Source organism: Streptomyces goshikiensis (assembly GCF_014650555.1).
In the GTDB taxonomy this organism is placed as follows: Bacteria; Actinomycetota; Actinomycetes; order Streptomycetales; family Streptomycetaceae; genus Streptomyces; species Streptomyces goshikiensis.
Window position 1 is genome coordinate 453,754 of record NZ_BMVE01000005.1, and the last position, 23,352, is coordinate 477,105.

Sequence of the window (23,352 nt, forward strand, 5' to 3'; positions counted from 1 at the left end):
CTTGAAGAGATCGGGCCGGGGGTGAGAGGGGGCAGGCAGGGAGGTCAGCCCTGGTCGCGAGCGGCCGGTCGGCGCTCGCCCGAAGGGGGTCAGCCCTTGGTCGCGCCTGCCGTCATCCCGGCGACGAGGTGACGCTGGGCGAAGAGGAAGAAGAGCGCCGCGGGGATCGCGATGAGGACCGAGGCGGCCGTCATCGGACCCCAGTTGGCGGTGTACTGGGTCACGAAGGTCTGCAGGCCCCCGGCCAGGGTGAGGTTCTCGTCGCCGACCATGAAGGCGGAGGCGTACGCGACCTCGCCCCAGGCGGTGATGAACGAGTAGAAGCCGGTGACCGCGAGGCCGGGCTTGGCCAGCGGGAGGATGAGGCGCCAGAAGGTACCGAAGGGGTTGAGCCCGTCGACCCGGCCGGATTCGTCGATCTCGACCGGGATGGTGTCGAAGAACCCCTTCATCATCCAGGCGCAGAACGGCACCGCGATGGTGAGGTAGGTGATGATCAGGCCGAGCGGCTGGTTGAGCAGCCCCATCTGTCCCATGAGGTTGTAGAGCGGGACGATGAGGATGGCCATGGGGAACATCTGCGTGATGAGCAGGGTCCACATCAGCGGCTTCATGCCGGGGAACTTGAACCGGCTGACGGCGTACCCGGTGGTGGCCGCGATGAACACGCCGAGGACGGTGGTGATGCCGGCGACCAGGACGGAGTTGCCGAACCAGGTGAAGAAGGAGGTCTCCTCCACCAGGTACCGGTAGTTGTCGAAGGTGGGTTCCTTGACGAAGTCCGTGGTGATGGCGTGCTTCGCGGGCTTGAGCGAGGTCAGGACGACCCACAGCACCGGGAAGACGGCGATCACGGAGGCCGCGAGCAGGGTGGTGTGCAGGCCGGCGGAGGCCAGCGGGGAGCGCTTGCCGCGCGCGGGCGGCGACGTACGAGTGGTCACGGTCACCACACCTCTCCCTGCTTGCGCAGCGAGCGCCGGTAGACCAGCGCGAAGATCATGAGCAGGGCGAGGATCAGCACGCCCCAGGTGGCGGAGCCTGCGAAGTCGCGCGGGCTGGAGATGAAGGCCTCCTTGAAGGCCTGGGTCACCAGGATCTCGGTGGCGTCGCCCGGACCGCCCCGGGTGAGCAGGAAGATCACCGGGAACATGTTGAAGGTCCAGATGGTGGAGAGCAGGATCACCGTCATGCTCACCGAGCGCAGCCCGGGCACGGTGATGTGCCGGAAGCGCTGCCAGGCGGAGGCCCCGTCCATCTCGGCGGCTTCGTAGAGCTCGCCGGGGATCGACTGGAGGCCGCCGAGCAGGGCGACCATCATGAAGGGGACGCCGAGCCAGACGTTGACGCTGATGACGGCGACCTTGGCCCAGGTCGGGTCGTCGAGCCACGGGATCGCGGAGATCCCGCCGCCGTCGAGGAGCTTGTTGAGGATGCCGTTGTCGCGGTTGAAGAGGAACCGCCAGGCGAAGACGGAGACGAAGCCGGGGACGGCCCAGGGCAGGATGAGGGCCATCCGGTAGGCGGCGCGGCCGCGGAACTCGCGGTTCAGCATGTTGGCCAGGACCAGGCCGAGCGTGAAGGTGATCGACACGCACAGCACGGTCCAGGTGACGGTCCACACCAGCCGCTGCAGGAACACCGGGTCGGTGAGGACGTCGGCGTAGTTGTCGAGGCCGACGAACTGGTACGTCGCCTCGATGTGGTTGGCGCCGATCGTCCGGCCGACGTTGCGCTCGTTGGCGTCGGTCAGCGACAGGTAGACGCCGCGGACGAGCGGCCAGCCGATGATCACGCCGAGGACGAGCACCACGGGGGCGACCATGGCCCAGGCGTACCAGTGGGTGGCGAGGGCGCGCCCCAGTCCACCACCGCTGCGGCCGGTGGCCCTGCTGTCAGTCCAGCGGCTCCGGCCGCGGGCGTCGTCGGTGTTCTCGACGTCGCCCGCGGCCTTCGCCACCGACTGGCTGGTGTGAGCAGCCATCTTCTCGTTACTTCCAGCCCTTGAGGATCTTGCGGAACTCGGTGCCGGCCGCCTTGGCCGCGTCCTCCGGGGTGGAGGCACCGGTGACCGCCTTGGTCCACTCGACCTTCAGCGGCTCGAAGAGGGCGCCGTTCTCCGGGATCCAGGCGCGCTCGACGGCCTTGTCCACGGCCGGCTTGAAGAACTGGACCATCTCGCTGGACTTGACGTCCGGCTGCTCGTAGGCGGCGGTCCGGGTCGGGAGCAGGCTGAGCTCCTTGGTGGACTGCACCTGCACGTCCTGCGAGGTCATGTACTCGACGAAGGCGTGCGCGGCGGAGCGGTTCTTGGAACCGGCGTAGACGGCGAGGTCGTGGCCGCCCTGCGGGGAACCGGCCTTGGCGGAGCCGGCCGGGACGGCGGCGACGCCGAGGTTGGCCTTGTCCTTGAACTGGTCACCGGCGTAGGTGTCGGCGACGGCCCAGGGGCCGTTGATCATCATGGCGACCTCGCCGGACTTGAAGGCCGTCTGCATGTTGTTCCAGCCGTCGGTGGCGTTGGTGATCGCCGCGCCGGAGCTGACCAGTTCGCGGGCGGCCTTGAAGGCCTTGACGCCGGCCGCGTTGTCGACGGTGACCGTCTTGGTCTTCGCGTCGACCAGGTCGCCGCCCTCGCCGTAGATGAACGGCAGGGACCAGTAGGAGTCGTCGCCGCGCAGGTAGTAGCCGGGCTTGCCGGTCTTGGCCTTGACGGCCGCCGAGGCGGTCTTCAGCTCCTCCAGGGTGGTGGGGGGCTGGACGCCGGCGTCGGCGAGCATCTTCTTGTTGTAGAAGAGGCCGAGGGTGTCGATGACCTGCGGGACGGCGTAGGTCTTGCCCTCGAACTTGCCGCTGGCCGCGGCCTGCGGGAGGAACTCGGCGTCGACCTTCTTGGCCGCGTCCGCCGGGACCTCGTCGAGGTAGCCGAGCGAGGCGAAGTCGGCGACCCAGCCGACGTCGGCGCGGATCACGTCGGGAGCGTCGGAGCCGCTGCTGAAGGCGTTCTTGGCCTTGTTCTGCGCATCGCCGTACGGGATGTTGACGTACTTGACGGTGACCTTCGGGTGCTTCGCCGTGAAGGCCTCGGCGATCTTCTGGAAGGTCGCCTTCTCGGCGTCACCGGAGGTGTCCCACCACGTGACCGTGCCGGAGAGCTCTCCGCCGGCCTTCGTGTCGCCACCGTCGCCCTTGGTGTCACCGCCGCAAGCCGTAGCCGCGAGCGCCAGGGTCGCGACCAGCGCGGTGGCCGCTATGCCACGCCGCATATGAACTCCTTCGATGATCCCGGCCGCTCCCTCGCGGTCCCGAGTTGCCAGGAACGTAACAAGCCTGAAAGCCGACCGAAAGACCTTGCGGCAATTTTCTGCAAGGGCCGTTGATCGTTACATCCACGTGTCCGTACGGTTGCCGCAGCTTGCTGTTAGTTCGAATGACCTTCGACCCGTCAGGCCCGCAACCAGGGGGCACGCACGCGCGTTGACCCCGATATGACCCATGACCTGACCGCTTCCCGGCTTGCAAGCGCTTCCAGCAACGCCGCCGCGAACAGCGGCTGGTGGCGTGATGCCGTCATCTACCAGGTGTACGTCCGCTCCTTCGCGGACAGCGACGGAGACGGCGTCGGCGACCTGCGCGGGGTGCGCACCCGCCTGCCGCACCTGGCCCGGCTCGGGGTCGACGCCGTGTGGCTGACCCCCTTCTACGTCTCCCCGCAGGCCGACGGCGGCTACGACGTCGCCGACTACCGGGCCGTCGATCCCCTCTTCGGGGACCTCGCCGACGCCGACGACCTCGTCCGGGCCGCGCACGCGCTGGGGCTGCGGGTCATCGTGGACGTGGTGCCGAACCACACCTCCGAGGAGCACGTCTGGTTCCGCGCCGCCCTCGCCGGGGAGCCCGGGGCCCGCGAGCGGTACTGGTTCCGCCCCGGCCGCGGCGCCGACGGGGCCGAGCCGCCCAACGACTGGGAGTCGGTCTTCGGCGGTCCCGCCTGGACCCGGGTGCCCGACGGCGACTGGTACCTGCACCTGTTCGCCCCCGAGCAGCCCGACCTGAACTGGGACCACCCCGAGGTCGCCGGGGAATTCGCCTCCGTGCTGCGCTTCTGGCTCGACCTCGGCGTGGACGGCTTCCGCGTGGACGTGGCCCACGGCATGGTCAAGGCCCCGGGCCTGCCCGACATCGGCCGCGGCGCCCAGGCCACCCTGATCGGCACCGAGCCGCTCCCCTTCTTCGACCAGGACGGGGTCCACGAGATCCACCGCTCCTGGCGGCTGCTCCTCGACTCCTACGGGGACGGGCGGATCGGGGTCGCCGAGGCCTGGGCCCCCACCTCGGAGCGGCTCGCCCTGTACGTCCGGCCCGACGAGCTGCACCAGGCCTTCAACTTCCGGTTCCTGAACTGCCCCTGGGACCCGGCCGCGATGCGCACCGTCATCGACGAGTCCCTCGCCGCCACCGCCTCGGTCGGCGCCCCGACGACGTGGGTGCTCTCCAACCACGACGTCGTACGTCACGTCACGCGCTACGGGGGCGGCGAGCAGGGGCTGGCCCGGGCGCGGGCGGCCGCGCTGCTGATGCTGGCGCTGCCCGGTTCGGCGTACGTCTACCAGGGCGAGGAACTCGGCCTGCCCGAGGTCACCGACCTCCCCGACGGAGCCCGCCAGGACCCCGCGTTCCACCGCACCGCGGGGCAGGACGGGCTGCGCGACGGCTGCCGGGTGCCGCTGCCCTGGTCCGCCGACGGGGCCCCGTACGGCTTCGGCGAGGGCGGCAGCTGGCTCCCGCAGCCCGCCGGCTGGGGCGCTCTCAGCGTCGAGGCCCAGACCGGCGACCCGCACTCCACGCTGGAGCTGTACCGGGCGGCGCTGGAGCTGCGCCGGGCCCTGCCCGGCCTCGGCTCCCCGGACGCGGGCCCGCTGGGCTGGCTGTCCGCGCCCGAGGGGGTGCTCCTCTTCTCCCGCCCCGGCTTCGCCTGCACCCTCAACACTCTGGACATCCCGGTCGAAATGCCCTCCCCCGGCCGGCCGGTCCTCTCCAGCGCCCCAGTCGAGACCGACGGCCGCACCGTCCTGCTTCCCCCCGATTCGTGCACGTGGTGGGCTTTCTGAGGCGGCTACCGGTACAGTCCAATCCCGTGACCGCACGGCTCGCCGACATCGCAGCCCAGGCGGGGGTCAGCGAAGCCACAGTCAGCCGCGTGCTCAACGGCAAGCCCGGTGTGGCCGCAGGCACCCGCGAATCCGTGCTGGCCGCCCTCGACGTCCTCGGCTACGAGCGCCCCGTCAAGCTGCGCCAGCGCAGCGCGGGGCTCGTCGGCCTGATAACGCCCGAGCTGGACAACCCCATCTTCCCGGCGCTCGCCCAGGTCATCGGCCAGGCGCTGACCCGGCAGGGGTACACGCCGGTGCTCGCCACCCAGACCCCCGGCGGGTCCACGGAGGACGAGCTCACCGAGATGCTGGTCGACCGCGGGGTCTCCGGGATCATCTTCGTGTCCGGGCTGCACGCCGACACCACGGCCGACATGGGCCGTTATGACCAACTTCGCGGGCAGGGCGTTCCGTACGTCCTCATCAACGGGTTCTCCGACAAGGTGCAGGCTCCCTTCGTCTCCCCCGACGACCGGGCCGCGATGCAGCTCGCGGTGACCCACCTGACCGCGCTCGGGCACACCCGGATCGGGCTCGCGGTCGGCCCCAAGCGCTTCGTGCCGGTGCTCCGCAAGATCGAGGGCTTCCGGCTCGGGATGAAGGAGCGGCTCGGGCTCGACGAGGCCGAGACCGAGGAACTCGTCCAGCACTCCCTCTACTCGCTGGAGGGCGGGCAGGCCGCCGCGACCGCGCTCATCGCGCGGGGCTGCACGGCCATCGTCTGCGCGAGCGACATGATGGCGCTCGGCGCGATCCGCGCGGCCCGGCAGCAGGGGCTGCGGGTGCCGCAGGACGTGTCGGTCGTCGGCTTCGACGACTCCCCCCTCATAGCGTTCACCGATCCGCCGCTGACCACGATCCGGCAGCCCGTGCAGGCGATGGGGCAGGCCGCGGTGCGGACCCTGCTGGAGGAGATCGGCGGTACTCCGGCCCCGCACTGCGAGTTCGTCTTCCTGCCCGAGCTGGTCGTCCGCGGCTCCACCGCGTCCGGGCCCGCCCAGCGGCGTATGCCGTAGGGTTCGCGCGTCGTCCCCAAGGCGGACCGACTGCGTCGAAGACCGTCCCGGGGGATGATCGGAGGCGGGAACGGATCTGGCAGACTCTTGGCCCATGGGTGAAGCGAGCGTGAAGACACTGGAAACCAGGACGGACCTCTCGTCACCCCCGGTGACCGAGGTGGAGGCCCGACCTGGCGGCCAGCGCACCCTCGTCTCCCGGTTGCGCGCCCCGCGCCGGCCGCGGATCTGGTTCGAGGTCCTGCTCATCGCGGTCAGCTACTGGACGTACTCGCTCATCCGCAACGCGGTCCCCGAGCAGAAGGCGGTCGCCCTCGCGAACGCCGACTGGCTGTGGGGCGTCGAGCGCTCCCTGGGCATCGCCGTGGAGCAGTCGGTCAACCACGCCATCGACTCGGTGACCTGGCTGATCGTCGGCATGAACTACTACTACGCCACCCTCCACTTCGTGGTGACGATCGGCGTGCTCGTCTGGATCTACCGCTTCCACCCCGGCCGTTACGCGGCCACCCGTCTCGTCCTCTTCGCCACCACGGGCGTCGCCCTGGTCGGGTACTACCTGTACCCGCTCGCGCCGCCCCGGCTGATGAACGGGCAGCAGTTCATCGACACCGTGCTGAAGCACCACACCTGGGGTTCGATGGCCTCGGGCAACCTCAAGCAGATGTCGAACCAGTACGCCGCGATGCCGTCCATGCACATAGGGTGGTCGCTCTGGTGCGGGCTGACGATCTTCGCCGTCGCCTCCGCGCCGTGGGCCCGGATCCTGGGCCTGCTGTACCCGACGGCGACGCTGGTCGTCATCGTGGCCACCGCCAACCACTTCTGGCTGGACGCCGTGGGCGGCATGCTCTGCCTGGCCTTCGGGTTCGCGGTCTCGCGGGCCTGGTTCGGCTCGCTGCCGCACCGGCTGCCCCGCCACCCCGAGCCCGCGGGCCCGCACCCGGCGACGGAACTGCTGAACCGCTTCCGGCGCTAGCCGGCCGCGCGGCGGGGGCCCCGGCCTCAGCCGGGCCAGACCGCGCGGACGTCCCCGGCGCAGGCGGCGGCCTGGGCCCGGCCCGCCCGGGCGGCCGCGGCCCTGCGGGACTGGTCGAGCATGTTGCGGCCGATGGCCTTGCGGGCGGCGCGGTCCGGGACGAGGAGCGCCACCCGCGCCCCTGCGGCGGCGAGCTCCGCGGCCTGGGCGGGGGCGCTCGGGTGGGGTCCGACGGCCTTGGGGATCGGGGCGATCGCGACGACCCGCCGGTGTCCGCGCGCGAGGTGGAGGTTGGCGGTGGAGCGGCTCCCACCGTCCATCCAGCGGCGCCCCGCCAGCGAGACCGGCGGCCAGACGACCGGTACCGCGCAGCCGGCCGCGACCGCCTCGGGGAGGGTGACGCCGGAGCCGGCGTCGAAGACCGCCTGCTCCCCGGTCTCGGCGTCGACCGCCGTCAGCCGCAGGTCCCGGCCGGCGGGCCAGTCCCGTACGCCGCCCAGCAGGACGGCGATCGCCTCGTGCACGGCGGATTCGGCGACCGTACGGGAGGCCAGCGCGGCGCGGCCGAGCCGCCGGACGGAGCGGTCCGGGTCGCGCGAGCCGAGCGCCGCCAGGAGGAAGCGGGCGGTCTGGCCCGGGGTGACGCCGACCTCGACCCGGCCGGCGTCGGAGAGCTGCTCGGCGTAGAGCTCCGCGGCGGTGACGCCCGAGGCGAGCCGGGCGCCGAGCACCGAGCCGGCGGAGGTGCCGATGAGGGTGTCGGCGCGGGAGAGGTCGATGCCGGCCTCGGCCAGTCCGGCCAGCAGGCCGATCGCCCAGGCGCCGCCGAGAACTCCCCCGCCGCCCAGGACCAATGCCGTGTCCGTCACCGTCCCCCGACCCCTCCCGCGCCGACAAGGAAACGGGGAGTGCTCCCCGCTTCATGGGACGACGATAGCATCAGTACCGGGGAATGGTCCCCGGTACTTCGGAGGAGCGGGGATCCAGGCATGACGGTCGAGAAGACACCCGGTGAGCGGCCCGTCCCGGTGCGGCGCGACGCGCGGCGCAACCGCGACCTGCTCATCGCCGCGGCCCGCGAGGCCTTCGCCGCCCAGGGCCTGGACGCCCCGCTCGACGACATCGCCCGCCGGGCCGGCGTCGGCAACGCCACCCTGTACCGGCACTTCCCCGGCCGCGCGGCGCTGGTGGACGCGGTGTTCGAGGGCGCGCTCGCCGACACCGTGAGCGCCGGCGAGGAGGCGCGGGCCGCCGAGGACGCCTGGACGGGACTGACCGGCTACCTCGCCACCGTGTTCGCGGGGCTGGCCGCCGACCGCGGCACCAACGACCTGATGACCACCGGCCTCGAAGGGGTCCGCGCGCTGGACGCCGTCCACGCGCACAACCACGAGACCGTCGGGCTGCTGCTCGCCCGGGCGCAGCGGCAGGGCACGGTGCGGGCCGACGTCATCACCGAGGACCTGCTGCTCGCCCTGGCCGTGCTCGGCCGCGCCGTGCCCGCCCTGACGGCCACCGCACCGGACGGCTGGCGCCGCAGCCTGGCGCTGCTGCTCGACGGACTGCGCGCCGCCGGGCCGGCCGCCGCGCTGCCCGGCCCGGCCCCCTCGCCCGCCTCGCTCGCCGGGGTCCTGCGCGCGCTGGGCCCGCACCGCCGCTAGCGCTGTGACCGGGTAGCGCTGTGACCGGGCCCGGCGGCGCCGGGCGGCCCGCCGCTACGCCCCGTAGAAGAGCTCGTCCACGACCGCCCGCGCCCGCCGGGTGATGCGGCGGTAGTCGTCCAGCAGTTCGCCGACCGTGCCCTCGGCGTACCCCAGGTAGCGCCCGACGGCGGCCAGTTCGCGCGCCTCGGACGGGAAGGTGTCCCCGGCGCGGCCGCGCACCAGCATCACCGCGTTGCGGACGCGGGTGGCGAGCACCCACGCCTCGTCCAGGATCTGCGCCTCCTCGGTCGGGATCAGCCCGGCCCGGTGCGCGGCGGCCAGCGCCTCGCGGGTCCGGGTGGTGCGCAGGCCGGGCTCGGCCCAGGCGTGCCGCATCTGCATCAGCTGGACGGTCCACTCGACGTCGCTGAGACCGCCCCGGCCGAGTTTGGTGTGCAGGGTCGGGTCGGCTCCGCGCGGCATCCGCTCCGACTCCATCCGGGCCTTGAGCCGGCGGATCTCCCGTACGGCGTCCTCGCCGAGCCCCTCCACCGGGTAGCGCAGCGGGTCGATGAGCTCGATGAAGCGGCGGCCCAGCTCCTCGTCCCCGGCGACCGGTTCGGCGCGCAGCAGGGCCTGGCTCTCCCAGGTCAGGGACCAGCGCCGGTAGTACGCGGCGTACGAGGCGAGGGTGCGCACCATGGGGCCGGAGCGGCCCTCGGGGCGTAGGTCGGCGTCGATGAGCAGCGGCGGGTCGGTGCTGGGGAGCTGGAGCAGCCGGCGCATCTCGGCGATGACGGCCTGCGCGGCCTTCGCGGCCTCCTGCTCGCCGACGCCCTCGCGGGGTTCGTGGACGAACAGCACGTCGGCGTCGGAGCCGTAGCCGAGTTCGTGCCCGCCGAAGCGGCCGACGCCGATGATCGCGAAGCGGGTGGGCAGGGTCTCGCCCCAGTGGCTGCGGACGGCGGCGCGAAGGGCCCCGGCGATGGTGGCGGCGGTGAGCTCGGAGACGGCGCTGCCGACCCGGTTGACCAGGGCTCCGGGGTCCTCGACGGCGGGGCTGTCCTCCGTACCGTACGAGCCGATGATGTCGGCGGCGGCGGTACGGAACAGCTCGCGGCGGCGCACCCCGCGGGCGACGGCGACGGCGGTCTCGGGGTCCTCGGCGCGCCCGACGGCGGCGAGCACCTCCTGTTCGAGGGCCTCGTGGGTACGGGGCAGCAGCCCTTCGGGGTCGCCGAGCAGGGCGACGGCCTCGGGGGCGCGCATCAGCAGGTCGGGGGCGAGGCGTCCGGCGGACAGCACGCGGGCCAGGTTCTCGGCGGCGGCGCCCTCGTCGCGCAGGAAGCGCAGGTACCAGGGCGTCTTGCCGAGGGCGTCGGAGACCTTGCGGAAGTTGAGCAGGCCGGCGTCGGGGTCGGCGGAGTCGGCGAACCAGCCGAGCAGCACCGGCAGCAGGGTGCGCTGGATGGCGGCCTTGCGGCTGACGCCGGAGGTGAGGGCCTCCAGGTGGCGCAGGGCGGCGACCGGGTCGGCGTACCCGAGGGCTTCGAGGCGCTGGCCGGCGGCGCGCGGGGAGAGCCGGGTCTCGCCCGGGGTGAGCTGCGCGACCGCGTCGAGGAGCGGCCGGTAGAAGAGCTTCTCGTGCAGGCGCCGCACCACGGAGGCGTGCCGGCGCCAGGCCTTGTTGAGCTCGGAGACGGGTTCGGTGCGCAGTCCCAGGGAGCGGCCGAGGCGGCGCAGGTCCGCCTCGTCCTCGGGGACGAGGTGGGTGCGGCGCAGCCGGTACAGCTGGATGCGGTGCTCCATGGCGCGCAGGAACCGGTACGCGTCGTGCAGCTGGGCGGCGTCGGCGCGGCCGACGTAGCCGCCGGCGGCGAGGGCGTGCAGGGCGTCGAGGGTGCTGCCGGAGTGCAGGGTGGCGTCGCTGCGGCCGTGCACGAGCTGGAGCAGCTGGACGGCGAACTCGACGTCGCGCAGGCCGCCGGGGCCGAGTTTGAGCTCGCGGTCGACCTGGGCGGCGGGGATGTTGTCGACGACGCGGCGGCGCATCTTCTGGACGTCGGGGACGAAGTTCTCGCGTTCGGCGGCCTGCCAGACGAGCGGGCTTATGGCCGCGATGTACTCGGCGCCGAGCCCCGGGTCGCCGGCGACGGCGCGGGCCTTGAGGAGGGCCTGGAACTCCCAGGTCTTGGCCCAGCGCTGGTAGTAGGCGAGGTGGGAGGCGAGGGTGCGGACCAGGGGGCCGTTGCGGCCCTCGGGGCGGAGGTTGGCGTCGACGGGCCAGATGGTGCCCTCGACGGTGGTCTCGGAGCAGATCCGCATGAGGTGGGAGGCGAGGCGGGTGGCGGCCTGGACGGCCTTGCCCTCGTCGGCCCCGTTGGCCGCGTCCCCGACGAAGATCACGTCGACGTCGGAGACGTAGTTCAGCTCGTTGCCGCCGCACTTGCCCATGGCGATGACGGCGAGCCGGCAGGCGGCGGCGTCCTCGGGGGCGGCGGCGGAGGCGATCCGCAGGGCCGCGCGGAGGGTGGCGGTGGCGAGGTCGGCGAGCTCGGCGGCGGTCTGGGCGACGTCGATGGTGCCGCAGACGTCGCGCGCGGCGATGGAGAGCAGGCAGCGGCGGTAGGCGACGCGCAGCGCGACGGGGTCGTGGGCGTCGGCGAGCCCGCGCTCGAACTCGGGAAGTCCGGGGTGCAGGTCGACGGCCTCGTAGGTGACGAGGCTGAGCCAGTCGCGGGGGTGGCGGGCGAGGTGGTCGCCGAGGGCCTCGGAGGCGCCGAGCACGCCGAGCAGCCGGTCGCGCAGCGGCTTGGCGCTGACGAGGGTGTCGAGGAGCCCGGGCAGCTCGCCCTCCGGCTGCGCCTCCGCGAGCCGGACGAGCCCGAGGAGGGCGAGGTCGGGGTCGGCGGTCGCGCCGAGGGCGTCGAGGAGCACCGGATCGGTGCGTACGGCGGCCAGCGCGTCGGAGTCGAGCAGCCGGGCGGCGGCCGACGGGTCGGTGAAGCCGCTTCGGAGCAGCCGGATGAAGGTGCTGCTCCTGCGTCCCGGGACTGTCATCCCGTCGCCTCCCGCGTCCGTCGGTGCCAGTGGCGCGGCCTGCCCTGACATGCCCTGGGGCGAGCCTAGGCCATGTGTTTCGCCGGAGCCCGGGACACCGGCGTGGCGCGGATCTCACCCTCGTGGGCGGGTGTTCGATCACCGAACCCGTTTACCATGGGCCGACTAATTGGACTATCGGAAGATTTTGGGGTCTTTCGATCTTGTGGGGCACGCTCCCCGTCTGACGGCCGGAGGAGCCCCATGCCCGACCCACGCCCCGGCGCGCCCTCCCCCGCCGCAGCCCTGCCGGCCCCCCGCACCGAGGCCCAGTCCAGCCCCGACGCCGCCGCCCTACCGGGTCCTGAAGCCCGGCCCGGCACCGGCGCCGCCGCCCTACCGGGCCCTCGCGTCGAGGCCCGGCCCAGCCCCGACGCCGCAGCCCTACCGGGCCCTCGCACCGACGCCCGGCCCGGCGCCGCCGCCCTGCCGGACCCCCGCGCCGGCTCCCGGCCCGGCACCGGCCCCCACTCCGCCCGCCGGGACCGGCACCGGCACCGGCTGGTCAAGGTCGTCGCCCTCTGCGCGGCCACCGCCGCGGGCGGCATGCTCGTACTCCGGGGAAACGAGGCCTTCGCGGGGCTCGTTTCCCCGGCCTCCCCCGACGCCGGCCCACTGGCCGCCGCGGCCGCGCACGAGAACCCGGACCCCGGCCGCGTGCTCCAGATCGTCGCGCACCCCGACGACGACCTCTACTTCATGAACCCGGACCTGCGGTACTCCATAACCGCCGGCCACCCGGTGACCTCGGTCTACCTCACCTCCGGCGAAGCCGACGGCATCAACGCCGGAGCCGCCAAGACGGCCTCCACCGCCCCGGACAAGCCCGCCTACGCCGAGGCCCGCCAGAACGGCATCCGCGCCGCCTACGCCAAGATGGCCACCGGCGACCGGCGCAGCGCCTGGAAGCGCACCGTCATCCCGACCGACGGCGGCGGCCGTGCCGAGCTCGACGTCCTCGTCGCCCGGCCCGAGGTCAACCTGGTCTGGCTCCAGATGCGCGAGGCGGGCAACGTCTACGCCGACCGCCCCGACAGCCTGCACGGCCTGTGGGACGGCCGGGTGGAGCGCCTGGAGTCGGTGCTCGCCTCCGGAACCCCGGTCCGGCAGCCGTACACGTACACCAGGGAGCAGGTCGTACGGACCCTCCTCGGCGTCCTGGAGCGGTACCGGCCGACGACGGTCCGGCTTCAAGACCCCACCCCCGGCCGGCACGCCGACACCCGGCGCTACACCGACCACCAGGACCACATGTACGGCGCCCGCTTCGCGCAGGCCGCGCTCGCCGCCTACGCGAAGGAGGTCAAGGACCGCCCGCACTTCGCGGTGCAGAACTACCTCGGGTACCTCAACGGCTCGCTGCCCAGCTCCCTGGACCCGGTCGAGGCCGGGGAGAAGCTGGACATCCTGGACACCTACGCCTGGCTCGACCAGAGCGACCACTGCGGCAGCGAGGCCGGCTGCGGCGACCTGAAGGTTGCCGACCACCCCGCGGGGAACAACTGGACCCGGTCCATCAACTACGCCCGCGGCACCAGCACCTCCTGGCTGACCTCCGACCGGGACCACGGCCTGTGGGCCTTCAAGGTGCTCGACGGCCAGGTCGCCGTCTGGCACCGGGCCGGCCTCATCGGCGCCTGGAGCGACCCCCGGCTGCTCCCCGGCACCGGCATGGACCCGGGCATCTCCACCGCGACCCTCCCGGACGGCCGGATCGCCGCCTTCGGCACCCGTACCGCCTTCGGCGCGCGGCCCGCGGACTACACCCGCGAGGTCGTCATGGCCGTCCAGCGGGCCCCCGGCTCCGAGGAGTTCGGGCCGTGGGAGTCGCTGGGCACGCCCGAGACCTCCGACGAGGAGTGGACCTCCGACATCAGCGCGCCGGCCGTCTCGGTCGACGGCGCCGGACAGCCGGCCGTGTACGTCCGCGACGGCGCGCACACCCTGCGCGGACGGGTGCGGGCGGCGGACGGCGGCTGGGGCCCGTGGCTGCGCCTCGGCGGCGACGGCCTGACCGGCAACCCGGTCACGGCCGTGGACGGCGCCGGGCGGCGCGTGGTCCTCGCCGGTACGGCCCGGACGGTGGTGGGCTGGGTCCAGCCGCGGCCGGGCGCCCCGCTGGGCCCGGTCACCGCGACCGGACTGCCCGACACCGCCCTCCCGCTCACGGCGCAGGGCGGCCCGACCGGGGTGCGGCTGTGGTTCCGCAAGCCGGGGTCGGGCAACGTCCGTACCGCCCTGGTGACGGCCGACGGCGGCCTGCGGGTGAGCGGCCTCACCGACCTCGGCGGGCTCAGCGGGTTCGGCGCGGTGACGGCGAGCGGACACCTGCTCGCGGGGCGCGCGGCGGGCGGGCAGCTGGGCTCCGAGGTGGGCCCGGGGCGGCCGTGGGAGCGGTCGCCGCTGATGTTCGTCGGATCGCCCTCCAGTACGACGACCGGGCGGAACATGGTCAGCCTGGCGGTGGTCGGGCTCGACGCGCGGCTGTACGTGACGTCCTCGCAGGACGCCCCGGACGCGTACCTGGCGCCGTGGCAGCCGGTCGGCCCGCGCAACACGGGTCCGTAAAGCGGGATTGAAGGGGGGATTCCCCTCATTACGGTCAACACCCCATTTCGGTGCGCCGGTTCGCCGGCCTGCGCATGATCGCCGGGTGTTCTCCCTCCGTACATCTGGAGCCAAACCGCACACGGCACCATCACATCCGGTCGCTTCCGGAAACAGCGGAGTCATCGGCCCCTGCGGTGAACCAAGTTCCCCGCAGGGGCCTCTCTCTGACTGCACGGCGGTACCACCCACCGCCCGGAACGAGCCCCGGAGGCACGACCGATGCCCGTAGCCCGCCGCCACGTCCTCGCGGCCCTGCTCACCGTGCTGACCGCGGGCACCACGGGGGTGCTCGCCGTCGCCGCGGGCCGGCAGACCTCGGCGGAGGCCGGGGAGAAGGAACTCGCCGTCACCGCCGGCCCCATCAGCACCACGGCCGGGTCCATCGTCCAGATCGTCGCGCACCCGGACGACGACCTGTTCTTCATGAACCCCGACCTCAGCCGCTCCCTGGCGGCCGGGACCACCCTCACCACCACCTACCTCACCTCCGGCGAGTCCGACGGCCGCAACGAGGCCCGCGGCGCCTCCGCCAAGGACCCGGCGCAGCCCGCCGACCGCTCGCACTACGCGGAGGCCCGCCAGAACGGCATCCGCGCCGCCTACGCCCAGATGGCCACGGGCGACCGTACGAGCCCCTGGCGGCGCACCGTCATGCCCACGGCCGGCGGCGGGTTCGCCGAGCTCGACGTCCTCATCGCCAGGCCCACGCTCAACCTGGTCTTCTTCCAGCTGCGCGAGGCCCGCAGCCCGGCCGGGGACAACGCGCAGAGCCTGCACGGGCTGTGGGACGGCCGGATACCCGCGCTCGGCGCCCAGCTGACCGCCGGAACCCCGGTCAAGCAGCAGTTCACGTACACGAAGGAGCAGCTGACGGCGGCGATAGCCGGGATCCTGGAGCGGTACGGGCCGACGACGATACGGATGCAGGACCCCACACCGGGCCGGTACGAGGACACGGGCAAGTACACCGACCACCAGGACCACATGTACGGCGCCCGGTTCGTGCAGGCCGCGACCGCGCGCTACGCCCTGCGCCAGGACCGGCCGCGGTTCTCGGTGCAGAACTACCTCGGCTACCACAACGGCACCCTGCCGCACGCGCTGGACCCGCAGACGGCCGAGACGAAGACCGGCTTCCTGAAGACGTACGCCTGGCTGGACCACGAGGACTACTGCGGCAGCCCCTCGGGCTGCGGCGACCGCAAGGTGGCCGGCAGCCCGACCGGGCGCAACTGGGCCCAGTCGCTGCGCTACGCGCGCGCCGACGGCACCTCATGGCTGGCGGAGGGCCTCGACGGCCGGCTGTGGGCGTTCGCCGCCCTCGACGGCCGGATGGCGGTGTGGGAGCGCGAGCGGGGCCGCTGGACCGGCCCGGCCCTCCTCCCCGGCACCGGCATCGACCCGGGCGCCACCACCGCCCGCTACCCCGACGGCCGGCTCGCGGTGCTCGCCACCCGCACCGTCCTCGGCGACCGGCCGCAGGACTACCGGCGCGAGGTCGTGTACGCCGTCCAGTCCGCGCCCGGCGGCCCGTTCGGGACGTGGCAGTCGCTCGGCACCCCCGAGCGGGAGGACGAGCACAGCACCTCGGCGATCAGCGGCCCCTCGGCCGCCGTCGACCAGGACGGCCGCCTGACGGTCTACGTCCGCGACGCGCGCCGCACCCTGCGCGCCCGGGTCCAGGAGCCGTCGGGCGCCTTCACCGACTGGCAGCGGCTCGGGGGCTGGGACCTGCAGAGCGACCCGGTGACGGTGGTCGACGCCGCCGGGCGGCGCCACGTGTACGCCACCAACACCCGTTCCGTGCTGGCCTGGATCCAGCCCCGCCCGGGCGCGCCCGTGCAGGGACCGTTCCCGACGCACCTCCCGGCCACCACGGTCCCGCTCACGGCCGCCCCGGACGGCGAGGGCGTCCGGCTCTGGTTCCGCCGCCCCGACTCGGGGGTGGTGCGCACCGCGCTGGTCTCGATGGGCGCGGCCAAGCCGACGGTGTCCCGGGTCACCGAGGTGGGCGGCCGGGCCGGATACGGCGCGGTCAGCGTCGCCGGCAAGCTGATCGCGGGCCGCGCCGAGAGCGGCACCGTCAGCACCACGGCCCTCGACGGCCCGCCCGCGTGGACGCAGTCCGGGATGCTCTACGCGGGCGCCCCGGCCGCGGTCCTCGACCCGGCGGGCGTCACCACGACGGCGGTCCTGGGCCTGGACGCCGAGCTCCACGTCACCACCACCCCGCCCGCGGGCACCCCCCGCCCGACCTGGCACCTGGCGGTCCCCCGCCTGCCCTGACCCCGCCCCTCCCCGCAGCGCGCCGGCCGCCTCCAGGGCAGACGGACGGCGCGCTCCCCCTCACAACCCGCCGACTGCCCCGCCCCGCCCCCGCGCGGCCCGCGACGTGAACCGCCAGACCGCGTGCTCCAACCCCCCGGGTTCCTGCCCGAGCACGGCGGCAGCCGCCTCGTACGCGGCGCGCAGCTGCTCGTACTTCAGGCCCGGGACCCCGGCATCCGCGGCGAAGGCGCGCAGGTGCACGTCCACGGCGACCTGCGACCGGCCGACGAGGTTGCCGATGTAGTCCACCGTCTTCGGCCCGACGCCCTTCACCGCGCGCAGATCCCCCCGATGGCTCCGGTCGTCGAGCCAGGTGCGCAGGTCTTCACGGGTGTCCACGCCGTTGGCGGCGAGCAGATCGGCGATCCCATGGGCCGTCGCGACTCTTCGGGGACTGTTGAAGTCCATGGCGACGGCCAGGTCCTCGGCGGCGATCCGGTCCCGGAAGCCCCGCACCGTGACCGCGTCCGGCCAGGCCTCCTGAAGCCGTTCGATCCGCGGCCGGACCGTCGACTCGTACTTGCGGCGCGCCTGGAAGCTGGCATCAGAGATGACGGCCCCCATATGGCTCCAGCCCCCGGGCGCCGAAAACGGCCCGCCGCCCAGAGTGACCCGCACGTGCCCAACGAGCCGCTGCACGGCATCGAGTTCCGTCATGCCCCCATGATGACGCCCGGCCCCCTCGTACAACACCTGCTTCGCACCACCCACGAAGACCGGAGCTCGAAGGCCGCGACCTCGCCCGGGTATTCCTCCCATTCGTGCTTCTTGCCACGCAAGAAGTCATGCACCGGGCCGGCGGCTGAGTGCCGTCGGCCCGGAGGGTTTTGCTGGAGTACCGCCGCTGAGCTGGGTTACAGGACCGGGAGGTTCTTGCGGAGTTCGAAGGCGGTTACCTCGGAGCGGTATTCCTCCCATTCCTGCTTCTTGTTGCGGAGGAAGAAGTCGAAGACGTGTTCGCCGAGGGTTTCCGCGACGAGTTCGCTGCGTTCCATCAGGGAGATGGCCTCGCCGAGGTTCTGCGGGAGGGGTTCGATGCCCATCGCGCGGCGTTCCGCGTCGGAGAGGGCCCAGACGTCGTCGTCGGCGCCCGCCGGGAGTTCGTAGCCCTCCTCGATGCCCTTGAGGCCCGCCGCCAGGAGGACCGCGTAGGTGAGGTAGGGGTTGGCGCCCGAGTCGATCGAGCGGACCTCCACGCGGGAGGAGCCCGTCTTGCCCGGCTTGTACATCGGGACGCGGATCAGGGCCGAGCGGTTGTTGTGGCCCCAGCAGATGTACGAGGGGGCCTCGCCACCGGAGCCGGCGGTGCGGGAGGAGCCGCCCCAGATGCGCTTGTACGAGTTGACCCACTGGTTGGTGACCGCCGCCGTCTCCGCCGCGTGGCGCAGCAGGCCCGCGATGAAGGAGCGGCCGACCTTGGAGAGCTGGTACTCGGCACCCGACTCGTAGAAGGCGTTCCGGTCGCCCTCGAAGAGGGAGAGGTGGGTGTGCATGCCCGAGCCGGGGTACTCCGAGAACGGCTTCGGCATGAAGGTGGCCTGCACGCCCTGTTCGAGGGCCACCTGCTTCATCACCAGGCGGAAGGTCATGATGTTGTCGGCCGTGGAGAGCGCGTCGGCGTAGCGGAGGTCGATCTCCTGCTGGCCGGGGGCGCCCTCGTGGTGGCTGAACTCGACCGAGATGCCCATCGATTCGAGCATGGTGATCGCCTGGCGGCGGAAGTCCATGCCCACGTTCTGCGGGGTGTGGTCGAAGTAGCCGGAGTTGTCCGCGGGGACCGGGCGGGATCCGTCCAGCGGCTTGTCCTTCAGCAGGAAGAACTCGATCTCCGGGTGGGTGTAGAAGGTGAAGCCCAGGTCGGAGGTCTTGTTCAGGATGCGCTTGAGGACGTACCGCGGGTCCGCGAAGGACGGCGAGCCGTCCGGCATCAGGATGTCGCAGAACATCCGGGCGGTCCCGGGGGCCTCCGCGCGCCACGGCAGTATCTGGAACGTGCTCGGGTCCGGCTTGGCGATCATGTCGGACTCGTAGACCCGCGCGAAGCCCTCGATGGCCGAGCCGTCGAAGCCGATGCCCTCGTCGAAGGCCTGCTCCAGTTCCGCCGGTGCGACGGCGACGGACTTGAGGAAGCCCAGCACGTCGGTGAACCACAGGCGCACGAAGCGGATGTCGCGCTCCTCAAGCGTCCGGAGGACGAATTCCTGCTGCTTGTCCATGCCTTCATCCTCGCAGTTCAGACGGCCTGTGCACCACTGCCCCCGGGGCCGGGGGGCACAGTCGGGCGCGCCCAGTATCGCCAGCCGTGGTTTCGGCCACATTACGCACCCGGCAAAGCTCCCGGCACCCCGCACTGACCTCGTGCCGGTCATGAGCATTACCATCTGCGCCCATGGGGGGCTGGGAGCGTACGAAGCGTACGAGGAGCGGGGGCCGAGGGCGCCCCGTTCCCCGGGCGTGCTCCCGGCGTGCCGCGCTGCTGCTCGCCTTCGGGGTGCTCCTCGGCGCGCTGTTCCTCTGCGCGCGGCCCGGTGAGACCCACGCCCCGGCGCCGCTCACGGCCACGGCCCCGGCCGGCGCGGTCGGGGCGGTCGGGGCGGCCGGCACGGCCGGCGCGCCGCACGCCGTCTGCGACTCCCCGCACGACCTGCCGGGCTGTTCGCCCCGTGCGCACCTGACCCCGGCCGTGCTGCCCGCGCCGGCGCCCGCCGTGGCCGTGCCGGACGCCGCCGCGGCGCTCCCCGCGCTCCCGGCGCGCACCGGGGCGCTGCGGCCGCCCGGGCCGCCGGCCCGCGCCCCCGACCTGCACGCCCTGCAAGTGCTGCGGACCTGACGGGTCCGGCGCCGTACCGCGCTCCACCGGATCCATCCCCTCCACCCCCCTCAGCAGAAGGAACACGGGCACATGGCCAGCAGGACTCCTCAGGACACCTCCCGTCAGGCGCGCATAGCCGAGATGCGCCGCGCCGAAAAGACACGCGACCGGCGCAACAAGATCCTCGCGATCACGGTCTCGACGGCCGTCGTCGCCGGTCTGGTCGGCTTCGGTGCCTGGGTGCTGATCGACCAGAAGCAGCAGGAGAAGGACGCCGAGGCGGCCCGCAAGGCGCCGGTGAGCGGCGAGCAGGACTGGGACGTCAAGAAGCTGGGCCGCAACCACGTCGATACCCCGGTGAAGTACGAGATGAACCCGCCGGTCGGCGGGGACCACCACCCCCGCTGGATGAACTGCAACGGCGACGTCTACAAGAACCCGGTGCCCGAGGTGAACGCGGTGCACTCGCTGGAGCACGGCGCGGTCTGGGTGACGTACAACGAGAAGGCCGCCAAGGGTGATCTGGACAAGCTCGCCGAGACGGTCGGCAAGACCCCGTACTCGCTGATGAGCCCGGTCAAGGAGCAGGCAGGCGCGATCATGCTCAGCGCCTGGGGCAAGCAGCTGACGGTGGACAGCGCCACCGACCCGCGGGTGGCGCAGTTCTTCACCAAGTACGTGCAGGGCCCGCAGACCCCGGAGCCGGGCGCGGCCTGCACGAACGGGCTGGCCGACAAGTGACCGGGCGGACCGACGAGGCACGGCAGGCCGACGAGGCCGGGGACGAGGACCGGGGCCGCCCGGCGCGTTCCACCCGTACGTACTGGGCCGCGGGCTCCGCCGTCGGGCTCGCGCTGCTGTTCGCGGTCGGCGCCACGGTCGCCGCCGCGAGCGACAGCGGCGGTTCCGGCTCCTCCGGTACGTCGTCCCGCGCGCCCGGGCGCTACTCGCCGGACGCCGGCTTCGCCCGGGACATGGCGGTGCACCACCAGCAGGCGGTGGAGATGTCCTTCATCGTGCGCGACCGCACCGAGGACGAGCCGGTGCGCAGCCTCGCGTACGACATCGCCAACACCCAGGCCAACCAGCGGGGCATGCTGCTCGGCTGGCTGGACCTGTGGGGGCTGCCCAAGGTGATCGCGGACGAGCCGCCGATGTCCTGGATGGCCGCCTCGGACGGCGAGGCCGGCGGCGAGGCCGGAACCGGCGGGGACGGCGGCCATCACGGGCACGACATGGGCGCGGCCAAGCCCGGCGCGCTGATGACCGGCATGGCCACCAAGGAGGAGCTCGCCGCGCTGGGCGCCGCCCGGGGCCGGGACGCGGAGGTGCTGTACCTCCAGCTGATGACCGACCACCACAAGGGCGGCGTCGCGATGGCCCGGGGCTGCGCGCGCCAGTGCGCGACCCCGGCCGAGCGGGCGCTGGCCCAGGGGATGGTGGAGGCGCAGCAGTCGGAGCTCACCCTGATGGCGGACATGCTCAAGCAGCGCGGAGCCGCGCCGCGCGGGTGACCGGACACGCTCGTACGGTGGGGAGAGGCGCCCTCTCACCCGTACGGGCGTGTGCTCCGCCGTGTGGGAACCGCCGCACCGGGCGCGCCCGCGCCCGGTGGTGAACGGCCCGCTCAGGAGGTTCAGCGATGACGACCGCCGCAGACATCATGCATCCCGGGGCCCAGTGGATCCCCGCCACCGAGACCCTCGACCGGGCCGCGCAGCTGATGGCCCGGCTGGGCGTGGGCGCCCTGCCCATCAGCGACGCGGCGGAGCGGCTGTGCGGGATCCTCACCGACCGCGACATCGTCGTGAACTGCGTGGCGATGGGGCACGACCCGGCGAAGGTCACCTGCGGTGACATGGCCCATGGCACCCCGCGCTGGATCGACGCCGGCGCGGACGTCACCGACGTGCTGGAGGAGATGCAGAGCCACCAGATCCGCCGGCTGCCGGTGATCCGGGACAAGAGGCTCGTCGGCATGATCAGCGAGGCCGACCTGGCCCAGCACCTCTCCGACGACCAGATGGCGACCTTCGTGGAGAAGGTCTACGCGCGGGCCTGACCCCGCTCGGCCGCCGCCAGGACCGCCCGCGCCACCTGGTCCGGGCGGTCCAGCATGACCAGGTGCCCCGCCGGTTCGGCCACCTCGAACCGGGCCCCGAGCCGGTCGGCCAGATCCGCCTGGCGGGCGAGCCAGCGCAGTGCGCCGGGGCGCGCGGAGCCGTCGTAGGCGGCCAGGACGGTGGCGGGCGCGCTCAGCCGGTGCCGGTGCCCGGCCCGCAGCGCGAGCACCTCGGCGGCCGTGTCGGGGTAGCGGGAGTTCTCCAGCAGGGCGCCCCGCCAGACCCGGCCGGTGCGGTAGCAGCGGCGTACGAGGTCCCGCGCGGCCGGGTCGGATCCGCCGGTCCGGGAGGCCCGTACGGCCGCCCGCCGGGCGAGCGGCCCCAGCGCGGCCGGGAGCCCGGCGGCGGTCACGGCCCGGCCGAGGGCGCGGGCGGCCGCGGTGCGCGCCGCGGCGGGCAGCACCGCGGTGGGGGCCTCCTCGACGCTGGAGTCGACCAGCACCAGGGCCGCGGTGCGCCCCGGGTACAGGCGGGCGAAGGCCTCGGCGTGGAACCCGGCGATGGAGTGCCCGACGACGGTGACGGGGCCGGGCAGGCCCAGCGCGTCCAGCAGTCCGGCGATCCGGCGGGCCTCCCCGGCGGCGCCGGCGGGGCCCGGCGCGGGCCCGCTCAGCCCGTGCCCGGGGCGGTCGAAGCGGACGACGGTACGGCCCCGGGCGAGCAGCGCGGCGACGGGGTCCCAGTCGAACCAGGCCATGGCGAGCCCGGCGCTGAGCACGACGGGCGGACCCTCGCCCTCCACGACCACGTGCAGCGGGACCCCGCCCACGCGGACGAACCGCCCGGGGCCGCTCACGTGCGGCGCTCCGCGTGGACGGAGTACGCCAGCAGCCCCAGCCAGAGCGCCACGAGCAGCACCTGGAGCCGCTGCCCGGCGCCGAGCGCCCAGGTCCCGCGCCCGGCGGTGAACAGGGCGATGGCGGTCAGGGTCCAGGCGGTGGCGAGGAGTTCCAGCACGACGAGCGCGGGCCCGTAGCGGGCGAGCGGGGCGAACCAGCCGTAGCGGCGGGCGGCGACGGTGAGGGCGACGATCCCGACGAGGGCGCCGGTCATGGCGAGGCTGCTGCTGACGGCGTGGGCCTGATGGGTGGCGGGGACCAGTCCGGCGGTCTCCCGGGCGGCGCACTCGGGGTCCGCGGTGGGGGTGCAGCTCAGCGGCAGCCAGGCGTCGGCGGCGGTGGCCGCGCCGAACAGGGTGATCCCGGCCCAGCCGACGACGGCCCACGGGCGCCGGCAGGCGGCGTACCGGGCGAGCCGGACGAGGGCCAGCAGACCGCCCGCGAAGACGAGCAGGCCCGCGGTGAAGTCGGTGGCCCGGAAGAGACCGCCGAGCGGCTGGTCCTGGGCGGCGAGCTCGCTGACGTAGGTCCGGATGGGGTTGAGGCCCGTGGAGAGGACGACTTCGAGCACCCACGCGGTGTAGGCGGCGGCCCCCAGCCCGGTCAGCGCGGCGACGCGCCACGCGTGGCGCGCGGACGGAGTGGCCCCCGCGAACCGGCCGCTGCGGGCGGACAACCCTTTTGTGGGCATAGTGCGACTCATCCTAAGCAACATCCCCGGGGTCGGTCCCTCGATCGGATACCCACCCCGGG

General features: G+C 73.4%; 19 protein-coding genes. 10 read left to right on the top strand and 9 right to left on the bottom strand.

Annotation, left to right across the window (positions count from 1 at the left end):
* Positions 1-89 precede the first annotated feature (89 nt).
* The 3 genes from IE248_RS18300 to IE248_RS18310 are packed head-to-tail and all read right to left on the bottom strand — an operon-like array spanning position 90 to position 3,263.
* The gene (locus IE248_RS18300) at positions 90-947 is read right to left on the bottom strand and encodes a sugar ABC transporter permease (protein WP_008743696.1); all 858 of its coding nucleotides are present in this window, start codon (positions 945-947) and stop codon (positions 90-92) included.
* The gene (locus IE248_RS18305) at positions 944-1,981 is read right to left on the bottom strand and encodes a carbohydrate ABC transporter permease (protein ID WP_037795276.1); all 1,038 of its coding nucleotides are present in this window, start codon (positions 1,979-1,981) and stop codon (positions 944-946) included. The genes IE248_RS18300 and IE248_RS18305 overlap by 4 nt, the downstream gene beginning before the upstream one ends.
* 7 nt (positions 1,982-1,988) lie before the next feature.
* On the bottom strand, positions 1,989-3,263 hold the full coding sequence (locus IE248_RS18310; RefSeq protein ID WP_008743698.1) for an extracellular solute-binding protein: 1,275 nt from the start codon (positions 3,261-3,263) through the stop codon (positions 1,989-1,991).
* A gap of 222 nt (positions 3,264-3,485) precedes the next feature.
* Between IE248_RS18310 and IE248_RS18315 the strand changes: the two genes are divergently transcribed.
* The 3 genes from IE248_RS18315 to IE248_RS18325 all read left to right on the top strand — a co-directional run bounded on the left by IE248_RS18315 (position 3,486) and on the right by IE248_RS18325 (position 7,145).
* Positions 3,486-5,108: a glycoside hydrolase family 13 protein gene (locus IE248_RS18315; RefSeq protein WP_100583872.1), complete on the top strand. Its 1,623-nt coding sequence runs from the start codon at positions 3,486-3,488 to the stop codon at positions 5,106-5,108.
* Between the two features lie 26 nt (positions 5,109-5,134).
* Positions 5,135-6,166 (top strand): LacI family DNA-binding transcriptional regulator, encoded by a 1,032-nt coding sequence (locus IE248_RS18320; RefSeq protein WP_073779843.1) that lies wholly within the window; start codon positions 5,135-5,137, stop codon positions 6,164-6,166.
* 94 nt (positions 6,167-6,260) lie between these two features.
* The gene (locus IE248_RS18325; RefSeq protein ID WP_190031160.1) at positions 6,261-7,145 is read left to right on the top strand and encodes a phosphatase PAP2 family protein; all 885 of its coding nucleotides are present in this window, start codon (positions 6,261-6,263) and stop codon (positions 7,143-7,145) included.
* A gap of 26 nt (positions 7,146-7,171) precedes the next feature.
* On the opposite strand, the gene IE248_RS18330 is transcribed toward IE248_RS18325, so the two are convergent.
* Positions 7,172-8,014 carry a patatin-like phospholipase family protein gene (locus tag IE248_RS18330; protein WP_190031161.1) on the bottom strand — a complete coding sequence of 281 codons (843 nt, stop codon included), beginning with the start codon at positions 8,012-8,014 and terminating at the stop codon, positions 7,172-7,174.
* A 120-nt stretch (positions 8,015-8,134) separates the two neighbouring features.
* On the opposite strand from IE248_RS18330, the gene IE248_RS18335 reads away from it, so the two are divergent.
* On the top strand, positions 8,135-8,806 hold the full coding sequence (locus IE248_RS18335) for a TetR/AcrR family transcriptional regulator (RefSeq protein WP_190031162.1): 672 nt from the start codon (positions 8,135-8,137) through the stop codon (positions 8,804-8,806).
* A 54-nt stretch (positions 8,807-8,860) separates the two neighbouring features.
* On the opposite strand, the gene IE248_RS18340 is transcribed toward IE248_RS18335, so the two are convergent.
* The gene (locus IE248_RS18340) at positions 8,861-11,848 is read right to left on the bottom strand and encodes a bifunctional [glutamine synthetase] adenylyltransferase/[glutamine synthetase]-adenylyl-L-tyrosine phosphorylase (RefSeq protein WP_073796177.1); all 2,988 of its coding nucleotides are present in this window, start codon (positions 11,846-11,848) and stop codon (positions 8,861-8,863) included.
* Between the two features lie 243 nt (positions 11,849-12,091).
* On the opposite strand from IE248_RS18340, the gene IE248_RS18345 reads away from it, so the two are divergent.
* Both IE248_RS18345 and IE248_RS18350 read left to right on the top strand, forming a co-directional pair.
* Positions 12,092-14,455 carry a PIG-L family deacetylase gene (locus IE248_RS18345; RefSeq protein ID WP_268254074.1) on the top strand — a complete coding sequence of 788 codons (2,364 nt, stop codon included), beginning with the start codon at positions 12,092-12,094 and terminating at the stop codon, positions 14,453-14,455.
* A gap of 261 nt (positions 14,456-14,716) precedes the next feature.
* A complete protein-coding gene (locus IE248_RS18350; RefSeq protein WP_100583869.1) occupies positions 14,717-16,783 on the top strand; it encodes a PIG-L family deacetylase in 2,067 nt (688 codons plus the stop codon).
* A 60-nt stretch (positions 16,784-16,843) separates the two neighbouring features.
* On the opposite strand, the gene IE248_RS18355 is transcribed toward IE248_RS18350, so the two are convergent.
* Together IE248_RS18355 and glnA2 are read right to left on the bottom strand one after the other, a co-directional pair.
* Positions 16,844-17,482, bottom strand: coding sequence for a DUF8548 family protein (locus IE248_RS18355; protein ID WP_229895376.1), 639 nt, complete (start codon positions 17,480-17,482; stop codon positions 16,844-16,846).
* Positions 17,483-17,679: 197 nt separating this feature from the next.
* The gene (gene glnA2 / locus IE248_RS18360; RefSeq protein ID WP_008744007.1) at positions 17,680-19,041 is read right to left on the bottom strand and encodes a gamma-glutamylpolyamine synthetase GlnA2; all 1,362 of its coding nucleotides are present in this window, start codon (positions 19,039-19,041) and stop codon (positions 17,680-17,682) included.
* A gap of 173 nt (positions 19,042-19,214) precedes the next feature.
* Between glnA2 and IE248_RS18365 the strand changes: the two genes are divergently transcribed.
* The 4 genes from IE248_RS18365 (at position 19,215) to IE248_RS18380 (ending at position 21,699) form a co-directional block, all read left to right on the top strand.
* The gene (locus IE248_RS18365) at positions 19,215-19,655 is read left to right on the top strand and encodes a hypothetical protein (RefSeq protein ID WP_190031164.1); all 441 of its coding nucleotides are present in this window, start codon (positions 19,215-19,217) and stop codon (positions 19,653-19,655) included.
* A gap of 72 nt (positions 19,656-19,727) precedes the next feature.
* A complete protein-coding gene (locus tag IE248_RS18370; protein WP_190031165.1) occupies positions 19,728-20,378 on the top strand; it encodes a thioredoxin-like domain-containing protein in 651 nt (216 codons plus the stop codon).
* A gap of 116 nt (positions 20,379-20,494) precedes the next feature.
* Positions 20,495-21,151: a DUF305 domain-containing protein gene (locus IE248_RS18375; protein ID WP_079196031.1), complete on the top strand. Its 657-nt coding sequence runs from the start codon at positions 20,495-20,497 to the stop codon at positions 21,149-21,151.
* Positions 21,152-21,279: 128 nt separating this feature from the next.
* Entirely contained in the window at positions 21,280-21,699 is a 420-nt protein-coding gene (locus IE248_RS18380; RefSeq protein WP_008744003.1) for a CBS domain-containing protein, read from the top strand.
* Here IE248_RS18380 and IE248_RS18385 read toward each other — a convergent pair.
* On the bottom strand, positions 21,684-22,556 hold the full coding sequence (locus tag IE248_RS18385; RefSeq protein ID WP_229895377.1) for an alpha/beta fold hydrolase: 873 nt from the start codon (positions 22,554-22,556) through the stop codon (positions 21,684-21,686). The genes IE248_RS18380 and IE248_RS18385 overlap by 16 nt on opposite strands.
* A complete protein-coding gene (locus IE248_RS18390) occupies positions 22,553-23,290 on the bottom strand; it encodes a DUF998 domain-containing protein (protein WP_078489267.1) in 738 nt (245 codons plus the stop codon). The genes IE248_RS18385 and IE248_RS18390 overlap by 4 nt, the downstream gene beginning before the upstream one ends.
* Between the last annotated feature and the right edge of the window lie 62 nt (positions 23,291-23,352).